This is a genomic window from Streptomyces sp. NPDC050211 (genome assembly GCF_040656035.1).
Lineage (GTDB): Bacteria > Actinomycetota > Actinomycetes > Streptomycetales > Streptomycetaceae > Streptomyces.
On record NZ_JBFALC010000054.1, the window covers coordinates 1 to 17,954 of the forward strand.

The 17,954-nt window shown below is 70.3% G+C and carries 13 protein-coding genes and 1 pseudogene; 3 read left to right on the forward strand and 11 right to left on the reverse strand.

The genetic code is table 11. From position 1 onward, the window contains the following. The 3 genes from AB0I98_RS37150 to AB0I98_RS37160 all read right to left on the reverse strand — a co-directional run. Positions 1–854, reverse strand: an 854-nt coding sequence (locus tag AB0I98_RS37150) for a carboxyl transferase domain-containing protein (RefSeq protein WP_362949582.1), incomplete at its 3' end; no start/stop codon positions are given. Further along, positions 847–2,295, reverse strand: coding sequence for an acyl-CoA synthetase (locus AB0I98_RS37155; protein WP_362949583.1), 1,449 nt, complete (start codon positions 2,293–2,295; stop codon positions 847–849). The genes AB0I98_RS37155 and AB0I98_RS37150, both read right to left, overlap by 8 nt. 73 nt (positions 2,296–2,368) lie before the next feature. Beyond that, entirely contained in the window at positions 2,369–3,766 is a 1,398-nt protein-coding gene (locus AB0I98_RS37160) for an SLC13 family permease (protein WP_362949585.1), read from the reverse strand. A gap of 212 nt (positions 3,767–3,978) precedes the next feature. Between AB0I98_RS37160 and AB0I98_RS37165 the strand changes: the two genes are divergently transcribed. Continuing rightward, a complete protein-coding gene (locus tag AB0I98_RS37165; protein ID WP_362949586.1) occupies positions 3,979–4,686 on the forward strand; it encodes a FadR/GntR family transcriptional regulator in 708 nt (235 codons plus the stop codon). A gap of 28 nt (positions 4,687–4,714) precedes the next feature. Here AB0I98_RS37165 and AB0I98_RS37170 read toward each other — a convergent pair. From AB0I98_RS37170 to AB0I98_RS37190, 5 genes and pseudogenes are all read right to left on the reverse strand, one after another. Next, positions 4,715–4,870 (reverse strand): annotated as a pseudogene (locus AB0I98_RS37170) (DNA-binding response regulator); the annotation flags it as partial. 353 nt (positions 4,871–5,223) lie between these two features. Beyond that, entirely contained in the window at positions 5,224–6,114 is an 891-nt protein-coding gene (locus AB0I98_RS37175) for a DUF1963 domain-containing protein (RefSeq protein WP_362949588.1), read from the reverse strand. A 90-nt stretch (positions 6,115–6,204) separates the two neighbouring features. Further along, positions 6,205–7,305, reverse strand: coding sequence for a class I SAM-dependent methyltransferase (locus tag AB0I98_RS37180; RefSeq protein ID WP_362949590.1), 1,101 nt, complete (start codon positions 7,303–7,305; stop codon positions 6,205–6,207). 336 nt (positions 7,306–7,641) lie between these two features. Next, a complete protein-coding gene (locus tag AB0I98_RS37185) occupies positions 7,642–8,877 on the reverse strand; it encodes a serine hydrolase domain-containing protein (RefSeq protein WP_362949592.1) in 1,236 nt (411 codons plus the stop codon). A gap of 130 nt (positions 8,878–9,007) precedes the next feature. After that, positions 9,008–9,880, reverse strand: a complete 873-nt coding sequence (locus AB0I98_RS37190; RefSeq protein ID WP_362949594.1) for a hypothetical protein — start codon at positions 9,878–9,880, stop codon at positions 9,008–9,010. A 126-nt stretch (positions 9,881–10,006) separates the two neighbouring features. Between AB0I98_RS37190 and AB0I98_RS37195 the strand changes: the two genes are divergently transcribed. Continuing rightward, positions 10,007–11,131, forward strand: coding sequence for a MerR family transcriptional regulator (locus AB0I98_RS37195; RefSeq protein ID WP_362949596.1), 1,125 nt, complete (start codon positions 10,007–10,009; stop codon positions 11,129–11,131). Here the strand turns inward: AB0I98_RS37195 and AB0I98_RS37200 are convergent. The 3 genes from AB0I98_RS37200 to AB0I98_RS37210 all read right to left on the reverse strand — a co-directional run bounded on the left by AB0I98_RS37200 (position 11,113) and on the right by AB0I98_RS37210 (position 16,372). Next, complete coding sequence (locus AB0I98_RS37200) at positions 11,113–12,342, reverse strand: acyltransferase (protein ID WP_362949598.1); 1,230 nt, start codon at positions 12,340–12,342, stop codon at positions 11,113–11,115. The genes AB0I98_RS37195 and AB0I98_RS37200 overlap by 19 nt on opposite strands. Beyond that, entirely contained in the window at positions 12,339–14,666 is a 2,328-nt protein-coding gene (locus AB0I98_RS37205; RefSeq protein WP_362949600.1) for a glycosyltransferase, read from the reverse strand. Before AB0I98_RS37205 ends, AB0I98_RS37200 begins: the two co-directional genes overlap by 4 nt. Before the next feature lie 188 nt (positions 14,667–14,854). Next, the gene (locus tag AB0I98_RS37210) at positions 14,855–16,372 is read right to left on the reverse strand and encodes a serine/threonine-protein kinase (protein WP_362949602.1); all 1,518 of its coding nucleotides are present in this window, start codon (positions 16,370–16,372) and stop codon (positions 14,855–14,857) included. Positions 16,373–16,565: 193 nt separating this feature from the next. On the opposite strand from AB0I98_RS37210, the gene AB0I98_RS37215 reads away from it, so the two are divergent. After that, positions 16,566–17,816: a serine hydrolase domain-containing protein gene (locus AB0I98_RS37215; RefSeq protein WP_362949603.1), complete on the forward strand. Its 1,251-nt coding sequence runs from the start codon at positions 16,566–16,568 to the stop codon at positions 17,814–17,816. The last annotated feature ends 138 nt before the right edge of the window (positions 17,817–17,954 follow it).

Sequence of the window (17,954 nt, forward strand, 5' to 3'; positions counted from 1 at the left end):
GCGCCGCCGTGGACGGGGGGTGGCGGTGTGCGGCCGGTACCGGTCCCGGCCGCGGCCGCGTCGCCCGTGGTGGCGGGCTCCGTCGTGCTGTCGGCTCCGGCTGCGGCGGGCTCCGCCGGGCCGCCTGCGGCCGAGACCTCCCCGGTGCCCAGCGCCCGGGGGACCGGCGCCTCCTGTGTCGACGATCCCGTCAGGAGCCTCAGCCACAGTCCCAGCGTCTCCCGCAGCTCCTCCGGCCGTACGACCGCGTCAGCCGCACCCGCCGCCACCTGCGCCTCCGCCGTATACGCGGCAGGATCTGCGTCGGGGGGCCGCACCCGGGACCCCGCGAAGCCGACCTGGGCGCCGGGCAGGGCGAGGACGACATCCGCGCCCGCGCCGAGTGTGGCCCAGCCGCCGCCGGTCGTCGGGTCGCGGAGTACAGCGATCTGGGGCAGGCCCGCCTCGCGGGTGAGGGCGGACTGCCGGGCCACGCGCTGGAGTTGGGTGAGGGCGAGCATGCCCTCCTGCATGCGGCTGCCGCCGGTGGCGACGAGCGGGACGACGGGGAGGCGGTGGGCGCGGGCGTGAGCGTAGGCGGCCTCTATGCGGTCGCCGGTCCGTTCGCCCAATGAGCCGCCCAGGAAGCCGAATTCGAAGACGATCAGCAGCGCGCGCGTGCCCTCGATGTGGGCCGTGCCGCAGACGACGGACTCCTGCTCGCCGGTGTGTTCGGCGGCGCGGGCGCGCGAGGCGTCGTAACCCTGCCAGCCGAGGGGGCCGTCCGGGGCGGACTGCCCCGGCGGGGGCGGGAGTTCGGAGAAGTCGTCGGCGACGAGGGCGATCGTCTCGCGGGCGCTGAGGCGGTCAGCCATCGGTGCTCAGCGCCCGCTTCATGATCTTCCCCATGTCGTTGCGGGGCAGGGCGTCGAGGTGATGGACGACGCGGGGCCGCTTGTGCGGGGCGAGGCGACGGGCCACATGATCGGCCAACTCGTCGTCAGCGGGCGGGGATTGGGGATCCGCGGGGACGATCCAAGCGACGATCCGCTCACCCAGATCCGGGTCGGGCTCACCGGTGACCGCGGCCTCCCGCACACCCGGATGCTCCAGCAGCGCGTTCTCGATCTCGCCCGCCCCGATCTTGTACCCCCCGCTCTTGATCAGGTCGGTGGCCTTGCGGCCGACGATCCGGACATAGCCGTCGGGGTCCCGCACCGCCATGTCGCCGGTACGGAACCAGCCGTCGGCGGTGAACGCGGCGGCCGTCGCGTCCGGCCGGTTGAGGTACTCGGTGAACAGGTTCGGCCCCCGCACCTGGATCTCCCCCACGGTCTCGCCGTCGTACGACGTGATGACCGCCCCGTCCTCCTCGACGAGCCGCAGTTCCACGCCCGGCAGCGGAACGCCCACCGTCCCCGCCCGCGGCTCCCCGTCGGCCCGCACGCTGGTGTTCATCAGCGTCTCCGTCATGCCGTACCGCTCGATCACCCGCCGCCCGGTCGCCGCCGCGATCCGCTCGTGGTCGTGCACGGGCAACGCGGCCGACCCGGAGACGAGCAGCCGGGCATGGGCGAGAGCCTTCGCCAACTGCGGCTCGTCGGGCAGGGCTTGGGCGATGCGGTGATACATCGTCGGCACGCCGAACAGCATGGTCGCGCCGTCGTTCAGCTCGCGTGTCACGCCCTCGGTGGAGAAACGGCCCAGGTGGCGGACTGATCCACCGCGCCGCAGCGGGCCCAGGACGCCCAGGACGAGACCGTGCACATGGAACAGGGGGAGGCCGTGGACGAGGATGTCGTCGCCGGTCCACTGCCAGGCGTCGGCGAGCGCGTCGAGAGTGGTGGCGATCGCGCGGCGCGGGAGGACTGCGCCCTTGGGGGGTCCGGTGGTGCCGGAGGTGTAGACGACGAGGGCGGCGTCTTCGGGAGAGAGTGAGGGGGCGGGGGTGGTGCCGGTGGCTTGCGGGTCTACGTCGATGCGCCGCAAGTCGCCCAGGGGAGAGGGGAGTTCGGCGCCGGGTGCGGTCAGTACGGCCGACGGGGCGCTGTCGGCCAGGATGTGCCCCAGCTCCTTCTCGCCCGACTTCGGGTTCAGCGGTACGACGGCCACCCCGGCCTCCAGCGCCGCCACCACGGCGACGGCCGTCTCCAGCGCCGGGGTCGCCCAGACGGCCACCCGTCCCGCGCCCCGGATTCTCCCGGCCGTCGCGCCGGCCGCGGCGGCGAGCTGCCCGTAGGTCAGGGAGCGGTCGCCGAACCGCAGCGCGGGCCGGTCGGTCGGGCCCTCGGCCAGGGCGGGAAAGAGAGAGGACACGCGTCGTACTCCTTAACTCGAACCTGTTGTCACGCTGCAACGGTCACCTTGCGGCGGCGCAAGCCGGTGAGGCCTACCCCCAGCCGGGCACCACCAGCACCAGCCACACCACCGCGGGTACCGCCGCCACCACGATCCCTCCGTACACCATCAGCTGCCTAAAGAATCGCTCGCGGTCGACGTCCGGCGCGGCGGCCAGGACCAGCGCGCCGTTCGTCGAGAACGGGCTGACGTCCACGACCGTCGCCGACACCGCGAACGCCGCCACCATGCCGACCGCGCCCACATCCCCCTCCGCGAGGAACGGCACCGCCAGCGGAATCAGCGCGCCCATGATCCCCACGGACGACGCGAACGCCGAGACGATCGCGCCGATGTAGCACAGCAGCACGGCGGACAGCAGCGGCACGCCGATGTCGCTGACGCCCTCGCCCGCCCAGGTGATCGTGCCCATCTCCTCCAGTACGCCGACGTACGTGAGCACACCGCAGATCACCAGCACCGTCGGCCATGCGATCTGCCCGACCGCCTTCTTGCTGTCCTCCGGCCAGGCGGCGCTGAGGACCACGGCGAGCGTGATCGCGGTGAGCCCGGCGTCGAGATCGAAGGCGAGCACGGCGACGACGAGGGCGACTAGGGCGACGAGGGTGGTGATACGGGCGGGGGTGAGGCGGATGTCGGGGGCTGTGTCGGGTTGGGTGGCTGTGACTGTGGCGGTGGGGGCGGGGGAGGTGCCGGTGCCGTTCGGCTCCGGGCGCTGTTTCCCCGTACCGCCGCTGCTGCCGGAGTCACCACCTTCCGTCCCCGTCCTCGCTCCCGTCCCTGCCCCCGTCCCCGTCCCCGTGCCCGTCGCCACTGCGCCCTGCGTCCACAGCTTCAGCCCGCCGAAGAGGACGAACACCACACCCGCGATGACCAGGTTGACGAGGAGCGAGGCGAGGAAGAGGGCGAGTTCGTTGCCGGGGAGCTTCTCGCGCTCCACGATCCCGTTGACGATCGAACCGTAGATGCTGATCGGCGAGAACCCGCCGGCCTGGGCGCCGTGCACCACCATCGCGCCCATCAGCAGCGGGCTGATCCCGTAACGGGAGGCGAAGCTCAGCGCGATGGGCGCGACGATCGCGACCGCGGCCGGACTGACCGCGCCGATCGCCGTGAGCGCCCCGGTGATCGCGAACATCACCCACGGGATCAGGGCCACCCGCCCCCGTACGAGCCGGATGGCCGCATGCACCAGCCAGTCGGTGGTGCCGTTGGCCCGCGCGATCGCGAACAGATATGTGACGCCGACGAGGACGACGAACAGGTCCCCGGGGAAGCCGGCGAAGATGCCGTCCGCGTCGAGGTCGGCGACGAGCTCGCCCACCGCGAAGGCGGCGGCGAAGGCGAGCGCGCCCATGTTGATGGAGCGCGTGGTGGCGATGACGAACACCACGACGAGGACGAGGATCGAGATGAGTTCGGACGACATACGGGCTCCCGCCTTTGGGTCCCGGAGCGGTGAGGGATGTGAGCGATAAGTGGACGAGTGGACGAGTGGCTGAGCCACTTTGCCCGGTTGGCTGGTTAGCGTGGGCCTCGCCGCTGGGTACGTCAAGAGGTCTCGCACGAATTGGCTCGGCCACTTGGCCACTGAGCCACTCGACCACCCGGTGTTACCCTCCCCCACGAGAGGGGGATCCCATGACCGATGCCCTGCGCCCCATGGCCAAGCAGCGCCTCTACGAGCAGGTACTCGACCGCCTCCGCCACTATGTGAACGAAGGCGGCCTCAAGGCCGGCGACCGTCTCCCGCCCGAGCGCGACCTCGCCCAGCGCCTAGGCGTCAGCCGGGCCTCGGTGAAGCAGGCCATCGTGGTGCTGGAGGTCCAGGGCCTGGTGGAGGCACGGCACGGCGGCGGCACGTACCTCGTCCGGGACAGCCTCGACGTCGAGCCCGTGGAAAAGCTGGTCGAGCGACGCCGACGCCTCCCCGACGTCCTCGACGCCCGCGAGGCCCTGGAGACGAAACTCGCCGAACTGGCCGCCGAGCGTCGCACGGAGGACGACCTGACCGCGATGCGCCAGGCGCTGGCGCACATGGCCGAGGAGATCGAGCACGGCCGGCCCGGCGTCGACGGCGACCGCCTGTTCCACGCAGCGGTCACGGCGGCCGCGCACAGCAGCATCCTCGCCGAGTTCATGCGCTCCATCTCCGACCAGATCGCCGAGAGCCGCACCGAGTCCCTCCGCCAGCCCGGCCGCCCCACCCGTTCCTACGCCCAGCACGAGGCCATCCTCGACGCGATCACCGACCGCCGCCCCGCAGCGGCCGCCGCGGCGATGCGCCGCCACGTCCGGACGGTCGCGAAGGTACGGCTGCTGGACTGGGACCCGGGGGAGGGGGCGTAGCCGCGAGGAGGCGGGTGACCGGCGTTGGCTAGGCCTCCAGATACCTCAGCACCGCCAGAATCCGCCGACTGTAACCGGTCGTATGCGACAGCTCCAGCTTGTCGAAGATCGCGTTGAGGTTCTTCTCCACCGCACTCAGCGAGATGTGCAACTGCTGAGCGATGGCCGTGTTGGTGTGCCCCCGAGTGGCTGCGGGCAGCAGTTCGAGGGTGTGATCTGGGTCGACCGTCCACAACCGCTTCCGGCAGTGGCGTGACGCGGGCGTCTTCGAGCTGATGGATCAGGCGGGTGCGGGTGGCCATCCCGACTCGGGGCCGGCCCTGCAGTTCGGCGTGGACCGTGAAGATCGTCTCCCGGATCTCTGGAGGACTTTCAACGGGTGGGCACGCCGGAGGCGGTGCTGCGAACGTGCGGTGGCTGGGCGGCTAGAGGCATCCGCGAGCAGACCCGGAGCGATTCACTTATGTGACCACCGAGAAGTGATGTCCACCAGATCGAATTGTCTCTTGCCGTGCCGCGCAGGCTGCGCCCGGCGCCTTATTCGGTGAACTCCTGATAAGAACGCACCCGGTCGAAGCGGGCCGCCGCCAGGTCCTCCCGGCGGATCATCAGCCGGGCATTGGTGTATTTCTCGTCCTGCACGCTGAATTGAGCCAGAGGCAGCCACTCGCGATACACCTGCTGCTTACGCTCCTCCCTGGCCTTGCTGGAACTGTCCTCCCCGGGTGGGGCCAACTCCTCGGCGATCGCGTCTTCGCAGTCCCATTGCTCCCCCCACGCGTGGCCGCCGACCTGGACGCCCTCCCAGTACGGACCAACCGGCAGAAAACGCAGCGTCAGGTCCTTCAGGACAGCGGCATGCGGGTGGTCCGCCGGCAGTCCCGGCAGCTCTATGCCGTAATCGGGGTCGAACCCCGGAATGTCGATCCGCAGTGCTGCCCGCAGTTCGACACGCTCGTGCACCGGGACCGGCCATTTCTCCGCATGAGCGTATTCGGGAACGGCACGCTGCTCGGCCAGGCCCAGGTCGGGAACATGAACCACTCGAACGAATCCGAGAGCTTCCTCCTCCCCGGTGCTGTGCTTACTGCGCGGATCCTGGGAATACAGGTAGAACAGTTGCAGGAGACCGGTGGCCGGCAGCGTGAACGGCAGTGCCTCCCGTAACCCCTCCCAGGGCAAGGCCGCCAAGTCGATGGTGAGAGCCAGCGGGAAGGGCTCGGCCTCGACGTCGTGGTCGTTGCCGTCGGCGCGCGGCCATGCCACACCGTCGGGAAGCACCGGCAGTCCACCCACCCATCCGGCGACCGGTCCGGGTCCGGGCCCCAGACGTAGGCAAGGGCGTCCATCCACCAGGTACGCGTCGACATCCGCGGACGAGACGCCCTGCTCGATCGCCGCCGTCCGGAAGGCTTCGTAGAGATCCATGGCGGAAACAGTACGAGGGCAACTCCCGGCCCGGACACGGCCATAGAGAATGAGGATCACCCTCACCGGTCCCGATGCAGACGGGCCCGCTCACAAGTTGGGTGGCTGCGGGCTCCCGTTGGCGCTGGTGCCGGTGGGCTGGGCAGGGGCCTTCGCAGCGAGGATGCGGTAGGCGTTGCTGTGGCGTGGCAGCAGCGGGCGGACAGTCAGGTCGAGGAGGAAGCCGGCCGGCAGCGCCGGGAGGGCGAGGAGCAGCGCAGCGGCCCATCGTGCGTGGTCGGTTGTGGTGGGTGGGTGAGGTGTCCAGGGGCGGCGTGGGTCTTGGGCGAGGGTGGAGAGAAGCCTTTTGGCGCCCAGTAGAAAGTCCAGTCCAAGATCAGCTCGCCTGTGCTCCACTGCCACGATCGAGAGGCCGTTGGCGGCGAGGGCCTGTTTGAGGTTGCCGACGGGGAACATGTGCAGGTGCTGGGGTTGCACCCACTGCGACCAGTACTTGCCGAGGAGGCGGGCCCCGGCGCATTCAGGGTCGGGCACTTCGATGAGGAGGTGTCCGCCGGAGGGCAGGACGCGTGCGGCGGCGCGGATCTCAGCGATCGGGTCGACTGTGTGCTCGAGGTAGTGGTGCATGCTCACCACGTCGTAGCGGTGGGTGAGGGTGTCGGCGAGGTCGGGGAACGAGCCTTGGTGGGCGTCGTCGATCCAGCCACGGCGTTGGGCTTCTCGCACTCCGTCGCCGCGGTCCAAGCCCGCGAAGGTGGTCTGTGGCCAGATCTGCTTGGCGGTGTGGCAGAAGTGCCCGTAGCCGGTGCCGACATCCAGCCAGGCGCGGGGCGTGGTGTACGGCTGGAGCATGCGGGCACGCCCCTGGTAGAGCTTGCGCATCAAGCTGAATCCGAACTCGACACTCTTGGCACCGAGCCCGTCGTAGAGGTCCCGGTAGTAGAACTCAAGGCCGGAGGCGTTCAGTCGGGGGTTCTGAAATATGTGCCTGCAGTCGCGGCACCGTTCCAGCGTGAACGAACCGGGCTTGGCTTGAATGAAGTCTGGGCTGGTCAGGTGCACTTGAAGGGTCGTTGAGCCGCACCAGGGGCAGTCAGGGCGGCGCGGCTCCAGAAAGCGGGCCGTTCCGTCGGCGAGGTCGGCCTGGTAGCTGGTTCTCAGGGCGGCTCGCGTACCGGGCGTGGTCGTCACGGCGTCCTCGTCCTTTCCTGGGTCAGCAGACAGCCGGAGCCCAGGGCCTGGGGATGTCGGTGGGGAAGGGGCTCGTGTTCGTTCTTGGTGTTCTACCAGCGGTGCGCTTCTATGTCGGGGCCGAAGTCGGCCAGGGGTTGGCAGGTTATGGACGTCGAGGGCGAAGGCGTAAAGGACCGAACCGTGGTCGCTGGCGGTGGTGGGCACCCAGGAAGCGCGCATCCCAGGCGGCCGCGGTGCGCGGGCAGACGTCGCGGGGCAGGCAACCCGGGATACGACTGTCGGCCCGGGCCATCTCATAGAGGTGGGTTCACCTGCACTGTTGGACAGGCGCTGTCAGGGCTCGCAGAACTCGGTCTCGACGGCCGCGTCCTCCAGTCGCTGCTCGCCCCAGTCGCCATTGCGGTTCGTGGTCATGACGCGCCGGCCGTCCGCCGAGGCGAGCGTCCGGGTCGCGGAGCCGGGGATCATGCCGCCGTGGCCCCATGCCCAGCAGCCCTCCCTGAGCTTGAAGTGCCGTATGCCGAGGCCGTAGCGGTCCTGTGGACCACCGTGTCCCTTGTCCCCGTCGACGTGGACCGCGTCGAGCAGCTGCCGCTGCTGGGCGGGCGGCAGCAGCTCACCGGCCAGCAGCTTGGACAGGAAGGTGTTCACGTCTCCGACGGTCGAGATCATCTGCCCGGCGGAGAAGGCGACGGTGGGGCTGAACTCGGTGACGTCGCGCACTTTCGCCTCCGGCCCGTCCTCGAACAGCGTGGAGTAGTGCCGCGCGTGTGGTGCGGGCAGTCGGGGCGAGGTGCCCGGCACACTCGTGCCGCGCAGGCCGAGCGGCCGGATGACAAGACGCTCGACCGCCTGCGCGTAGGTGCCGCCGGTGGCCTTCTCGACGACCATGCCGGCGAGGACGTAGTTGGTGTCGGAATAGTCCCACCTGCCGGGCCTGCCGGGCCTGCTGCCCTGCTCCGGCTGGAAGTTGGGCGGGTGGGCGAGCGCGATGTCCACCAGCTCCTCCGGGGACCACCTGGTGTGGCGGTTCCGGTCGAACTCGTCCCCCGCGTACAGAGTGCGGAAGCCCTCGTCCATGTTGTAGTCGAAGATGCCGCTCGTGTGGTTGAGCAGGTGCCGCACGGTGATGTTCCCGGGCCGGTAGCCCTTGCCGCGCACCACCCCGGGCAGCCAATCCTCCACGCTGTCGTCCAGCGAAATCCTGCCCTCGGCTTCGAGCGCGAGCAGCACCGTGGCGGTGAAGGTCTTGGTCACACTGGCGATACGGAACTTCTCGCTGGTGCTCCTCGGCCGCTCGGCGACCAGGTCACCGACACCGGCCCGGCCATCCCACACACCGCGCGCGTCTCGTACCCGGGCGATGACGCCGGGGGTGCCTTGCGCGACGATCTCGTTCAGTACGGCCTGGGTCTTCGCGTGCGCGGTCTGGGCGCTCGAGGGTAATCGGGGCGGAGCATGGTGGGCTGGCCCAGCGGGTGCGCCGGTGGCGGCGGCGAGCGTTCCCAGGGCGACGGCTGCGACGGCAAGGGCGATGGGGAGTCCACGAGAGGGCTGTTGACGGCTCATGAGAAAAGTTGACCAAGGTGTCCCATCCCCACACCATCGGGAACGTCCCGGAAAGAGGTCGGGGACACGACCTAGGGGCTACCGCCCGCACGAGGGGAGCGAACGTCCCGGCACACTCGACCGGCCGCCGTCAGCGAGCAGCCGCCGCCAGGATCGCGTCACTGACCGGCGACACCGACGCCGGATGCAGGAAAAGGAACAGGTTCGGCTCCACCAGTTCCAGTTCCATCACGCGGGGTTCGCCGTCGGGGCCGTCCACGAGGTCCACGCGTGCGTAGAGCAGGTCTGTCGCGTCCGGTATGGCGGCCAACGCGCGTTCGGCGACGGCGAGTTCGGGCGGGGTCGGGGTCCAGGGGGTGAGGTCCGGGTGGGCCACCTTGGGTGCGTCGTATGCCGTGCCGGGTGTCAGTACCGCCCGCTTGTGGCTGGCGTGCAGCAGCCCTCCGCCGAAGAACTGCAACGCGCGCTCGCCGCTGACGTCGATGCCGCGCATGTACGGCTGGACCATCGCGGTCAGGCCCTCGTCGTGCATGCGGGCGAGGTGCCGTACGGCCGTGTCGTGGTCGTCGGGGGTGTAGCGGGCGGCATAGCGGGAGCCTGCGCCGGTGGTGGGCTTGATGACGTACTCGTGGGTGTCGGGGAGGCTGACCGACTCCCCGGGCGCTATGTAGCTGGTCGAGACGACCGGCACTCCCGCCCTCGCAAGATCCCCGAGGTACCGCTTGTCCGCGTTCCACCGCACGACCTCGGCCGGATTCGCCAGCCGTGTCAGGGTCGCGCACTTCTGCGTCCACGCCAGGAATTCGTCCACCCGCCAGCTGTAGTCCCAGGTGGAGCGTATGACGGCTAGGTCGTACGCGGCCCAGTCGGCGTCGGGGTCGTCCCAGAACACCGCGTCCGCCTCGACCCCGGCCTCGCGCAGCGCCCGCAGGAGCACGGGGAGGTCGGCGTCCTTGCTGGGCTCCGGTCGGGGGTCGTAGGTCACCAGGGCGACTCGGGGCACGGCGGGACTCCATTCTCGTACGGCGTCCCCGCAGGCTAACCGTCGCGCCCGCAACCGCGACAACCCATTTGACCTTCACCCTTGGGGAAGCCCCAGCATCGGTGGCGGAACAGGGGGAGTTCACGGATGGATCGGATAGATCTGCTGACTATCGGCGCCTTCGCCAGGGCGTCCCGGCTCACGCCCAAAGCACTGCGTCTGTACGACGAGCTGGACCTACTGCGGCCCGCCCACGTCGACCCAGACACCGGCTACCGCTATTACGCGCCCCATCAGTTGGAGCGGGCCCGGCTGGTGGCGTGGCTGCGGCGGCTGGGGATGCCGTTGGCGCGGATTCGTGCGGTGTGTGGTCTTGAGTCCGCTGCCGCCGCTCGGGAGATCCGTGCCTACTGGGCCGGTGTGGAGGCCGAGACAGCGGTCCGGCGGGACCTCGCCGCGTTCCTCGTCGATCAGCTGTCCGTCGTAGCGAAGGGATCGGGTATGTCGGGTATGGCAGGAAAGGTCCCCATCATGCTGGAACTGCGTTACTCCGCCCACTCGGACATCGGACGGGTACGCCCCGCCAACCAGGACACCGCGTACGCGGGCGCGCGGCTGCTCGCCGTGGCCGACGGGTACGGGGCGGCGGGTGCGCCCGCGAGCAGTGCCGCCGTACAGGCGTTGAAGTTCTTGGACGGGGAGGAGGTGCCGGCCGGTGGTGTCCTCGGTCTGCTGGAGGATGCCGTGCAGGGCGCGACCGAGGCCGTTCGGGATGTTGCGGCCGATGGCGAGGAGGCCGGGACCACCCTCACCGCCGTGCTGTGGACGGGTTCCCAACTGGCCCTCGTTCACATCGGCGACAGCCGCGCGTATCTGCTGCGGGACGGCGGCCTCTTCCGGATCACCCACGATCACACCGTCGTCCAGTCGATGATCGACGAGGGCCGGTTGACGCCGGAGGAGGCCGGGTCCCATCCGCAGCGGATGCTCCTGCTCAAATCCCTGGGGAGCGACCCGCCCGCTGTCCCTGACCTGCGTCTGCACGAGAGCCGCGCCGGTGACCGCTACCTCCTCTGCTCGGACGGGCTGTACGGCGTCGTCCCCGAGGACCGCATTCGGCACCTCCTTCTCTCCGTCCCGGACTCGGACACCGCGGTACGGGAACTGGTCGACGCCGCCAACGACGCCGGCGGCCCGGACAACGTCAGCTGTGTGGTCGCTGACGTCGTCCGGGCCGGGGAGCAGGTGCCGGGTCAGGGCGAGGACGAGTAGAAGTCCCGGGGGCGTCCGCGCCGGTCCCTCGCCCGGGCCAGCAGGCTGCCCGGGTACTCCACCGCCCAGTAGCTCACCGTCGCGGCCAGCACCGCCGCTGCCGTGACAAGCGCGACGGCCAGGGCGAAGCCGGAACGGGACCCCTCAGAGGGGAGCAGGCCGGTGTCGTAGAGGAAGAGCATGACCGGCTCGTGCCAGATGTAGAGGCTGTAGCTGATCAGGCCGACGGCGGTGAGCCAGCGGGCGCGTAGGGCGCCCTGCCAGCGCGGTTGCACGCTGTTGTGGAGGATCGCGTACAACAAGGCGAACCAGAGCACCGCCGCCAGCGGGTGGTAGTACGTGCGCCAGAAGCCCTCGGGGCCTGTGGTGTGGGCGGTGTACGACAGGGCGTACAGGGCCGTCGCCGCGGTCGCCGCCAGTGCCGTCGCCGTACGCGTGCCCAGTCGGCCTCGGTCATTCAACGCGACCAGCAGCACCGCCAGGCCCATCCCTGCAGCGAAGCCGCCGAAGCGGGCCTGGGGGCCGAAGTAGACGGGCCAGTCGGTGTGCGGGATGCCGAGGGTGTAGTGGGCGAGGGTGATCCAGGCGAGCGGGAGGGTGTAGAGGGCCGCGCAGCCGGCCGCGCAGGCCGTGATGCGAGCTCGGCGGGTGGGCAGGCGGCGGCAGGCGCGGATCGTGAGCGGGCCTACGGCTATCAGGACCAGGTAGAAGCTGATCTCCAGGGAGAGGGACCAGGTGGGGCCCAGGGTGTAGAAGATCCGCTCGCGGTCGAAGATGTGCGTGAACGTGAGGTGTTCGAGCAGGTCGCGCCAGTCGCCGGGCAGGGTCGGGTTGCGGCTCGCCCAGACGACCAGGACCGCCGTCACGTACACCGGCAGGATCCGGATCGCCCGCCGGAACAGGAAGTCCTGGCCTGTGCGGACGGTGCCCTCGGCGTCGATCGCGGCGCGTGCGTACGGGAGTGTGAGCAGGTACGCGGACATCACGAAGAAGAGGTCGATGACCTCGAGGGACAGCAGGGCGGCCAGGTACGGGTTGTCGACCGGCGGATGGCTGCCTGTCGCGTCGTACACGTAGTACTGCTGCCAGACGTGGAAGGCGACCGTGCTGAGGGCGGCGAGGCCGCGGACTCCCTGGAGTTCCTGGGTCCGGGTCCGGGTGCGTTTGCGAGTGGGGCGCGCCTCAGCAGGTGGTGCGGTCGTCAGCGTCATCGGGCCACCGCCTTCGCCACCGCGCGCGGTGTGACCCGCCAACGGCGGTCGCCCAGCAGCTCCTTGAGGTGCGACTGGCGGGCCACCATGTTCTTGAAGTGGGTGTAGAAGACGGTCGAGACCAGCAGGTACCGCCAGAACCAGCCGCGTCGGCGGTGGAGTTCGGGGACCGCCAGCCGCCACGCGAACGCCGCCTGCACCGCGCCCGCCGACACGGTGAACGCGGCGGCGAGCAGGCAGGTCGGCACCGCCCAGTCGATCCGGTCCACGCCGCCCGCGCGCCACACGGAGTGCAGCAGGATCGCGGGGATCTGGAGGGTCAGCCAGGGCTGTACCTCGCGCCAGCCGAGCAGCACGAACAGGCCTGCTTTCTGGCGGGCGGTGAAGGCGTCCGAGCGCAGCGCCCGCGCGAGATGCCGCAGCGACACCTGGAGCCAGCCCTGCGCCCACCGCGAGCGCTGGTTCCACAGCGGCCGCAGCGTCGTCGGCGCCAACTCCCGGGAAATCAGGGTCCGATCTACGGCGATCCGCGCGCCCTGCGTCAACGCGCGTAGCGTCGAGTCGATGTCCTCGGTCAGCATCGAGCCGTGCATCCGCGTGCGGGCGAGGATGTCCGTGCGCCAGAAGCCGTTGGAGCCGCCGAAGATGCCGAAGCCGTACATCCGGGCCCGGCCGGGGTGGCTGACCGCGTAGATCGCCTCGAACTCGGCGGCCACCTGTCGCGCCACCCAGGAGCCGTCGCCGTTGCGGATCACGCAGTGGCCCTGGACGACGTCGTGACCGTTCGAGAGCCAGTCCCAGGCATGGCGGAAGGCATCCGGCGCCGGGTGGTGGTCCGCGTCGAAGATCCCGACGAACTCGCCGCGCACCTGCGTCACGGCCGCGTTGATGTTCTGCGCTTTGGAGGTGCTGCCCGGTACCTGGAGCAGGACCAGGCGCGGGTCGCGGGCGGCGACGGCGCGCAGGGTGTCCTCGACGGGGAGCGGGTGCGGGGTGTTGTAGGCGAGGACGATCTCGAGGTCGTTCGGGTAGTCGAGGCTCAGGAACGACTCGACGGTGTCTACGATCGTCGCCGCCTCGTTCGGCAGATACGCGGCGATGACGGCGCTCGCGGGCGGGTACGGCTGCGCGGGTTCGGCGGGCCGCGCGGGTGCGTCGAGCGAGAAGAGGCACTCCAGGATGATCAGCGCCGCCGACAGCAGCAGCCCGGCGACCACCACCCAGTACACGGTTCCGGCGAGGTCCCAGCCGAGCGCGTCGTACGTCTGCTCGTAGAGCAGGAAGGGGGCGCCGATGCCGAGCAACAGGGCCAGCAGCGGGGACGTCGCCAGCAGTAACGGACGTATACGAGGGCGGCGTGCGCGGCGGTGCGGGGTGCTGGCCCGCATCCACGGTTCGTAGCGGACGGGCCGCAGGTCCCGGTGGCGCAGTGCCTCGGCGCCGGCGGCGACGGCCTGGGCGGTGACGTGGGCGGCTTCGCCTGTCTGGTCGGCGAGTTGGACCCAGCCGACGGCCGGGGTCAGTCGTACGTTCTCGTCGGCGACGACGAACCGGGTGCCCGCGGCGCTGGTCGCGAACTGGTGCAGCCTGCGCCGGGCCGTCTCCTCGTCGAGGCCCGGCATCAGCACGAGCAGCCGCCCGTCCTCGTCCCGGCCCAGCCGGTCGCAGCCGCCGCCGAGCCGCTCGACGACCTGCGCGAGCCGCTCGGCCACCTCGTGCCGGACCCGCGGTCCGAACCGTTCCTCCAGCGTGGCCATTTCGGCGACCTGGACGACGGCGAGCACGCCGCTTCGACGGCCGGTGACCGGGCGGCGCAGTTCGCGGTCGAGTTCGGCGCGGAAGTGGGGCGCGGAGTACAGGCCCGTCCGCGGGTCCAGGGCCAGCCGCTCGACGGGGACCGGCACGCGGTTGAGCTTGGCGGTGATGCGCGCGGAGAGTTCCACGGGGTCGGATGCGTCCGGTACGCAGTCGTCGGCGCCGTGGGTCAACAGGTCGGCGACGGCGGCCGGTTCGCGGTCGTCGGTGACCATGAGCAGCGGGACCGTCTGGCCTTCGGGGGCGGTACGGATCTCGCGGACGACGTCGACGCCGCGCGCATGCTCGTCGAGCGCGACGATCGCGTCCGGCGGGGCTTGGCGCACCTGCCGGTTCACCTCACCGGGAAGGGCGTGGACGACCTCGTAGCCGGTCGACTCGAGCGTCCGGGTGAGCCGTTCGCGCCTCGGGCCCGGGGTGCCGACGGTGAGGACACGTCCGGCGGTCTCCGGAGGAGGGCAGGCCAGAGCGTCCCGGGGCGCGGGTGCGCGCCTCAGTTGGGTGTGCATGTATGGGGTCCCATCCTGTTCGGATTGTGGGGGGAGGACCTTGATGTGGTGTGTGTGGTTGGTGGTGTGTCCCTCTTAGCTTCGACGACCGCTGTGACACCGCCCCTTCAGCGGCGTAACGCTTCTATGTCGTGTTCATGCCCAAACTGGGGAGGTTGACGGTGGGACGTTTTCCTCAGCCGGTCTCGCTAGCCGGTCTCGCTCACGCGGACTCCGTTGGCGGCGGTGTCGAAGACCTGCCGGTACTTGTGCCATTGCGCGTTCGGCGCGGAGAGGTAGACCACGTACTGGGTGCCGTCGGTGCTGGAGAACGCCAGCTCTGCCGCTCGGTACTGCCGTGCCCTGCCCTCGAAGGTGAACTCCCAGTACCCGGCGGGCCGTCCGCGGAAGGTCGTCTCGGCCATCCGCACGCGTTCATAGCCGGGGTTGTCGCGAGCGGTCTGTTCCTCTTCCGTCTCGCGCCAGTGCCGTAGCGGATCGGTGCCCGCGAACTCGATGGCGTTGACCCTGAGCCCGACCAGGCCGGACGGGTCGATGAAGGCGACTTCGCCGCCGTCCAGCGTCTTACGGGTCCAGCCGTCCGGTACGGGTACGGAGAAGCCGCTGCCCGCTTTCTGGAGCTGATATCCGTCGGGCACCGGCGGCGGCAGGGTGGCGCTGGGACTGGGAGAGGCGGAGGCGCCGGACCCGGACGCGTGTGAACTCGGCTCATCAGCAGGGCCCTTGAGCCACCACAGTGCGCCGCCGCCCGCCAAAGCGGCGACGAGGGTCACTGCCACGATCGACCGCACCACCGTACGGCGGCGGTTGCCGCTGCCCTTCCTCGCGGGAGGCGCGGGGGCGGCTTCGGTCCGTTCCGACCGTGTGGGCGGATCGAGGCGAGCGGTGCGTGCGGCGGTCACATCACCCAGTCGGCGTTCGACCTCGTGCACGTCCATGCGCTGCCCGGATTCCTTGACGAGCAGACCCTCGATGACCGGGGCCAGGTTCCCGGCGTTGCGCGGGGGCTCGTACGGATCCGTCGCGATGGCGTACGCGGTCTCGATCGGGGTGTCGCGGGCGAACGGGTGCCGTCCCTCGACCGCCTGGTACAGCGTCGCCCCCAGGGCCCACAGGTCACTGGCGGGACCGGGCTCGGCGCCCCGGAGGCGTTCGGGCGACAGATAGCGGATGGAGCCGATCAGCTCGCCGGGCTTGGTCAGGGAGGACGTTCCCGACTCCATGGCGATCCCGAAGTCGGTGAGGACGATCCGCCCGCCGTCACCGAGCAGAACGTTGGCCGGTTTGACGTCCCGGTGCAGGACCCCGGCGTCGTGGGCGGCGCGCAGGGCGGCGGCCATGGCCAGCCCGATCCGGGCCGCTTCCTCGGGAGGCAGCGCACCCCGCTCCTTCAGCACGTCACTCAGCGTCGCCGAAGGTATGTACTCCATGACGATGCACGGCAGACCCTCGTCATCGACGACGTCATGCACCACGATCACATTGGGGTGCGCGATCCGGGCGGCGCTACGGGCCTCGCGGCGGGTGCGCTCGTGGAGCGTGCGGACCTCGTCGTCGTGCAGGTGCGGCGGGATGTGCAGCTTCTTCACGGCGACATGGCGGCCGAGCAGCTTGTCCTCCGCGCGCCACACGGTGCCCATGCCGCCACTGCCCACCCGCTCCACCAACTGGTAACGGCCGGCGACGAGTCGCCCAAGATCGGACACCGAGATCGTCACCTTCTCCGCTTCCCGTTCGTGAACAGTCGGGGTCGACGAGGCACGATAACCCATACGGGCGTACGGGCATGCCAACGCTTCGATCGCATGGCCGAGTGGGGCACAGGTGGGGTTACCCCCAGCTTCGAGGGGCCGGGCTGCCGGATGGGCCCGCGGTGGGCCGGTCCGTAGCGTCTGATCCGTGTTGACGACGATGCGGAAGCAGTGGGGCCGGCTCGTCCGGCCGAGGGTGGCGCTGGTCGCGGCCGGTGTCGGTGCGGCGGTCGTAGGGGCCACCGTGCTCGGCTCGGGAGCTTGGGCGCAGGGCGATGAAAGCGACTCGGCGAGGGGTACGCGGTTGCAGCGGGACGCGGATGCGGTGGTGGGTACGGGCGCCTCCGGTCTGGTCGTGCAGGCGCGGGACGCCGGCGGGCGTAATCGCGAGGCGAGGGCGGGTGTCCGGGATCTGGAGCGGGGCGGGCGGGTCCCGTTCGACGCGTACTACCGGATCGGCAGCGACACCAAGACCTTCGTGGCCGTGGCCGCGCTTCAGTTGGTGGCCGAGGGCGAGTTGGCTCTCGACGACACCGTGGAGAAGTGGCTGCCAGGGGTGGTGACCGGCCACGGCAACGACGGCAGCCGGGTCACCATCCGCAACCTCCTCCAGCACACCAGCGGCCTGCCCAACTACACGGACATCCTGTTCAGCGATCCCAAGGAACTGACGCCCGAGAACTATCGCGCGCAGCGCTTCACGGCGCGCACGCCCGCAGAGCAGGTCGCATTGGCCATGACACGCGCTCCGGGCTGGCTGCCGGACGCGGAGGATCCCGGCTCCGAGACCCGGTGGGCCTACTCCAACACCAACTACGTCCTGATCGGCATGATCATCGAGCGGGCCACCGGACATCCCTGGGAGCAGGAGATCCACGAGCGGATCATCGAGCCGCTCGGCCTGCACCACACCCTGACGCTGGGCACCTCCGCCTACGTCCCTCAGCCCACCGCCACCGCCTACCTCCAGTTCCCCGGCCGCGACGACCTCACCGACACCACGCTCCAGGTCGACGGCGGCGCGGACGGCGGCATCGTCAGCACGACCACCGACATGAACACGTTCCTCCGTGCCCTGATGGACGGCACGTTGCTGCCGCCGAAGCAGCTGGCGCAGATGCGCACCACGGTGCCCGCCCCCGACTTCGCCGGCGGCGCCAAGGCCCGCTACGGGCTCGGCATCGCCTGGCGCCCCGTCGACGGCTGCGACACCGGCGTCTGGTACCACGGCGGCACGTCCTTCGGCACGGTCTCCGAGGCCGCCGTCACCCCGGACGGCGACGTCTCGGCCGCGGCGGCCGTGTTCACCACGCGCTTCGGTGATCAGGAGCGGTCGGCGGAGCAGGAGAAGGCGACGTACGGGATGGTCGAGCGCGCGGTGTGCGGAAAGCGCCGATAGGGCGTGTTGGGAAAACGCTTGGTGGCAATGGCGGCACCAGATCGAGCGGGGACAACGGGGAATCGCGGTGGATCGACCGGTTCTGCCTCGGGCGGAATACGGGGCAGAGTCGGCTCTCTTGGGCAGCCTTGGAGGAAC

Excerpts from the sequence above, each read along its gene's own strand:
- AB0I98_RS37160 (WP_362949585.1), bottom strand. The coding sequence starts at position 3,766 with ATGTCGTCCGAACTCATCTCGATCCTCGTCCTCGTCGTGGTGTTCGTC.
- AB0I98_RS37165 (WP_362949586.1), top strand. The coding sequence starts at position 3,979 with ATGACCGATGCCCTGCGCCCCATGGCCAAGCAGCGCCTCTACGAGCAG.
- AB0I98_RS37175 (WP_362949588.1), bottom strand. The coding sequence starts at position 6,114 with ATGGATCTCTACGAAGCCTTCCGGACGGCGGCGATCGAGCAGGGCGTC.
- AB0I98_RS37185 (WP_362949592.1), bottom strand. The coding sequence starts at position 8,877 with ATGAGCCGTCAACAGCCCTCTCGTGGACTCCCCATCGCCCTTGCCGTC.
- AB0I98_RS37195 (WP_362949596.1), top strand. The coding sequence starts at position 10,007 with ATGGATCGGATAGATCTGCTGACTATCGGCGCCTTCGCCAGGGCGTCC.
- AB0I98_RS37200 (WP_362949598.1), bottom strand. The coding sequence starts at position 12,342 with ATGACGCTGACGACCGCACCACCTGCTGAGGCGCGCCCCACTCGCAAA.
- AB0I98_RS37205 (WP_362949600.1), bottom strand. The coding sequence starts at position 14,666 with ATGCACACCCAACTGAGGCGCGCACCCGCGCCCCGGGACGCTCTGGCC.